Annotated in this window: 1 protein-coding gene and 2 CRISPR repeat arrays; the gene reads right to left on the bottom strand. The window is 67.8% G+C overall.

Annotated elements, in window-relative coordinates:
- Nucleotides 1-96: 96 nt before the first annotated feature.
- Nucleotides 97-2,145: a CRISPR direct-repeat array (repeat unit 25 nt; unit sequence GTCCTCCCCACGCACGTGGGGGTGA).
- A 74-nt stretch (nt 2,146-2,219) separates the two neighbouring features.
- Nucleotides 2,220-3,461, bottom strand: coding sequence for an IS256 family transposase (locus tag ACFXJ8_RS43805; protein WP_379651475.1), 1,242 nt, complete (start codon nt 3,459-3,461; stop codon nt 2,220-2,222).
- A 131-nt stretch (nt 3,462-3,592) separates the two neighbouring features.
- Nucleotides 3,593-3,986: a CRISPR direct-repeat array (repeat unit 29 nt; unit sequence GTCCTCCCCACGCATGTGGGGGTGAGCCG).
- Nucleotides 3,987-4,174 lie beyond the last annotated feature (188 nt).

Genomic DNA, 4,174 nt, shown 5'->3' with positions numbered 1-4,174 from the left:
TGTTCGCTTGCTCCCACGAAGGGATGACTCCTTCCCCACCCTCAGCACAGAGTTTCATGTCTGTTTGTTACCTATGTCTATTTTGACAGGGAGGGGGTCCTCCCCACGCACGTGGGGGTGATCCGCGCGGCGAGTTGCGCTTGCGACATGCCGGTCTGTCCTCCCCACGCACGTGGGGGTGATCCGGAGGGCGTCTTGGAGGGTGGCGGTCATGCTTCAGTCCTCCCCACGCACGTGGGGGTGATCCGGTCATCGATGGCGACGGGGACGCCTGACCGGGGTCCTCCCCACGCACGTGGGGGTGATCCGCCGAAGCGGTAACCCATCCATCCGCCCACGCCGTCCTCCCCACGCACGTGGGGGTGATCCGCCTTCCGTCTCGGCATGAAGGACGGCGAGTTCGTCCTCCCTACGCACGTGGGGGTGATCCGCGATCTCGCAGAACAGTTGCGGCATCACCGTCGTCCTCCCCACGCACGTGGGGGTGATCCGCTGCGCTCCGGTGTCGCGAGGCCGTGGGAGATGTCCTCCCCACGCACGTGGGGTGATCCGGCGAGCTGATGAAGCGTTGGGTGGTGGCTCGCGTCCTCCCCACGCACGTGGGGGTGATCCGGTGTTGATGGGCAGCTGAGCGGTGTAAGCGTCGTCCTCCCCACGCACGTGGGGGTGATCCCCCGTCTCTGGTGTCGTTGGCCCGGCCGTAGTCGTCCTCCCCACGCACGTGGGGGTGATCCGCTCGACGAGACCCTGGCCGAGCTGACCGCCCCGTCCTCCCCACGCACGTGGGGGTGATCCGCGCGCCGAGGAGGCCCTGGCAGTCTTGCGCCGGTCCTCCCCACGCACGTGGGGGTGATCCGTCGTCGGTGGTCATCTGCTCCGGGTCGCTGGAGTCCTCCCCACGCACGTGGGGGTGATCCGTCGCCGTCGACGCGGGCCCGGCCCTCCAGCAGGTCCTCCCCACGCACGTGGGGGTGATCCGGCATCCAGCCGCCTCCAGCCGCGCCGCAGGCCGTCCTCCCCACGCACGTGGGGGTGATCCGACGTACTGTGACGCCGTGTACTACTACCAGGAGTCCTCCCCACGCATGTGGGGGTGATCCGGACCTCGATGGGCTGCTGGAGGATCTGAACCTGTCCTCCCCACGCACGTGGGGGTGATCCGCCCGGCCTCGACGGCATCGCGGTGTGGGGCTTGTCCTCCCCACGCACGTGGGGGTGAGCCGTCGGCGAATCCGCCCTGGCGGTCCGCGCAGGAGTCCTCCCCACGCACGTGGGGGTGAGCCGGTCCATTACACGGGCGGGCGCGTCCCCCCGAAGTCCTCCCCACGCACGTGGGGGTGAACCGAAGACCGAACTCGGCGTACAGCCGGGCCTGCAGTCCTCCCCACGCACGTGGGGGTGAGCCGCCGCCACCGCACACGGCATCTCCATCCGCACCGTCCTCCCCACGCACGTGGGTGTGAGCCGTCGTCGTCACCGGCGCCGTGACCGTCGATCCGGAAGTGACCCGGGTCCTCCCCACGCACGTGGGGGTGAGCCGTTCATGGACGAGATCTACACTGGGCGCCGTCCGTCCTCCCACGCACGTGGAGGTGAGCCGGACTTCGCCCGCGTGCTGGTGATGATGCGGGAGTCCTCCCCACGCACGTGGGGGTGAGCCGACGCACGAAAGCCGATCAGCTCACCTCGGCGGATCCTCCCCACGCACGTGGGGGTGAGCCGCCCGTCGAGGTCGAGGCACGCCAGCTCACCCGGTCCTCCCCACGCACGTGGGGGTGAGCCGGTGCCGCCGTTCTCCTGCTCGGCTTCCTTGCGGTCCTCCCCACGCACGTGGGGGTGAGCCGATTTCGTCTCGTGATCTCTTATCGAGACCAAGGTCCTCCCCACGCACGTGGGGGTGAGCCGAAGATCGACGACTTCGTTGCCGCGGGCGGCACGTCCTCCCCACGCACGTGGGGGTGAGCCGTCCACGGGCAAGACGGTGGCTATCGTGCTGCTGTCCTCCCCACGCACGTGGAGGTGAGCCGGTGAACTGCACCTTGGTCGGGAGCTGGAACGGGTCCTCCCCATGCACGTGGGGGTGATCCGTAGACGCCGAGACAGGCTGCTCGCCCCGATACGTCCTCCCCACGACGTGGCGGTGAGCCGTGGCTACGCGAAAGGTCACGTCCAGCGAAGTGGTGTATGAGTTGACCTTCGCGTGATCCTGTTTCTGCAGGTTAAGCGGTAAGTGTCTGCGGTAGTGGATTCTGTGCCGGCGTGTCGCCCCGTATAACCCGCATGCGAGCTTTCGCCAGAACATCCAAGCCCATGTAGCGGCGGGCCTCGGTCCATTCATCGGTCTGCTCGGCCAACACCGCACCGACGAGACGGACGATCGAGCCGCGGTCGGGGAAGATCCCGACCACGTCGGTGCGGCGGCGGATCTCCTTGTTCAGCCGTTCCTGCGGGTTGTTCGACCAGATCTGCTTCCAGATCTCGCGTGGGAACGCGGCGAAGGCCAGGAGGTCCTCGCGGGCGGCGTCCAGGTGCTCGCACGCGGCCGGATACTTGGCTTCCAACGCGTCGATGACCCAGGCGTGCTGGAGGCGGACGGCTTCGGTGGTGGGCTGGTCGAAGATGGTGCGCACCAAGGTCGCGACCCATGGCTGGGCCGACTTCGGGACGGTGGTGAGCAGGTTGCGCAGGTAGTGGGTGCGACAGCGCTGCCAGGACGCGCCAGGCAAGCTCGCGCCGATCGCCTCGACCAGCCCGGCATGGGCGTCGGAGATGACCAGTTGCACCCCGCCCAGCCCGCGAGCCACCAGGCCGCGCAGGAAGGCCAGCCAGCCGGCGCCGTCCTCGGCCGAGGTGACCTCCAGGCCCAAGATCTCGCGCTGGCCGTTGGCGTTGACCGCGGTGGCCACCAGGACATGCACGTTGATGATTCGTCCGCCCTCGCGCACCTTCTGCGTGAGCGCGTCCAGCCAGACGAAGGCATACGGCCCGGCGTCCAAGGCTCGGGTGCGGAAGGCCTCCACCTGGGCGTCGAGCACCTTGGCCATCTCCGAGACCTGGCTTTTGGAGATGTGCTTGATGCCGAGCTGCTCCACCAGCTTGTCCACCCGCCGCGTCGACACTCCCAGCAGGTAGCTGGTGGCCACCACGCTGATCAGCGCTTGTTCGGCCCGCCGACGCCGTTCCAGCAGCCAGTCCGGGAAGTAGGAGCCCGAGCGCAGCTTGGGGATCGAGAGCTCGACGGTGCCGGCCCGGGTGTCCCAGTCGCGGGAGCGGTAGCCGTTGCGCCGGTTGGTGCGCTCGTCGCTGCGTTGGCCGTATCCGGCGCCGCACAGGCCGTCGGCCTCTGCCGACATCAACGTCTCGGCCATGGTCTTCACCATGGATCGCAACAGATCCGGATCCCCGTGCTCGATCTGCTGAGCCAGCCAGGCGGCAGGGTCCACACTGTTGTTCACGGCCATCGCTTTCTTCTCCTTCGATCTTGACTCGCAATCACGAAGGATCACGCGATGGCCGTCTTCATTTCACGGCGCCACGCCTGTCACCAGCGAAAACTCTTACACCACGTCCGTGGACGCAACCTGGAGCAGCAGTCCTCCCCACGCATGTGGGGGTGAGCCGGTGATCGCCGTCGACCAGGCCGGGAACCGGTCGTCCTCCCCACGCATGTGGGGGTGAGCCGGTGATCGCCGTCGACCAGGCCGGGAACCGGTCGTCCTCCCCACGCATGTGGGGGTGAGCCGCCCGGCAAGGGCTCCGTCGTGCTCGGCCCAAGTCCTCCCCACGCATGTGGGGGTGAGCCGATCGGGTGGATGCCCTCTGTGGTGCCGGGCAGGTCCTCCCCACGCATGTGGGGGTGAGCCGACGCTCGACCCCAACCGCGCGGTCCTCATCAAGTCCTCCCCACGCATGTGGGGGTGAGCCGGAACAGAGCCGCGCCTCCACCACCGTCATCGCGTCCTCCCCCACGCAGGACCTCACCGCCAGGGTTGCGTTCCCGTATCGAGGGAACCCAAAAAACTTGATCGTTCCCCATGCGTTCCCGGAAAGACGCGGAGACGGACGAATCGGCAGGTCAGAGCATGATCGCCACAGGACTGTAAATCCGTCGGCTTAGCCTACCCAGGTTCGAACCCTGGACCTGCCACACCAGCGAGAAGAGGCTCGCCACCAG

This window comes from Nonomuraea sp. NPDC059194 (assembly GCF_042754765.1).
Lineage (GTDB): Bacteria > Actinomycetota > Actinomycetes > Streptosporangiales > Streptosporangiaceae > Nonomuraea.
The sequence above is the reverse complement of the archived record's forward strand: the minus strand, read 5'-3'. Positions and strand labels throughout refer to the sequence as shown.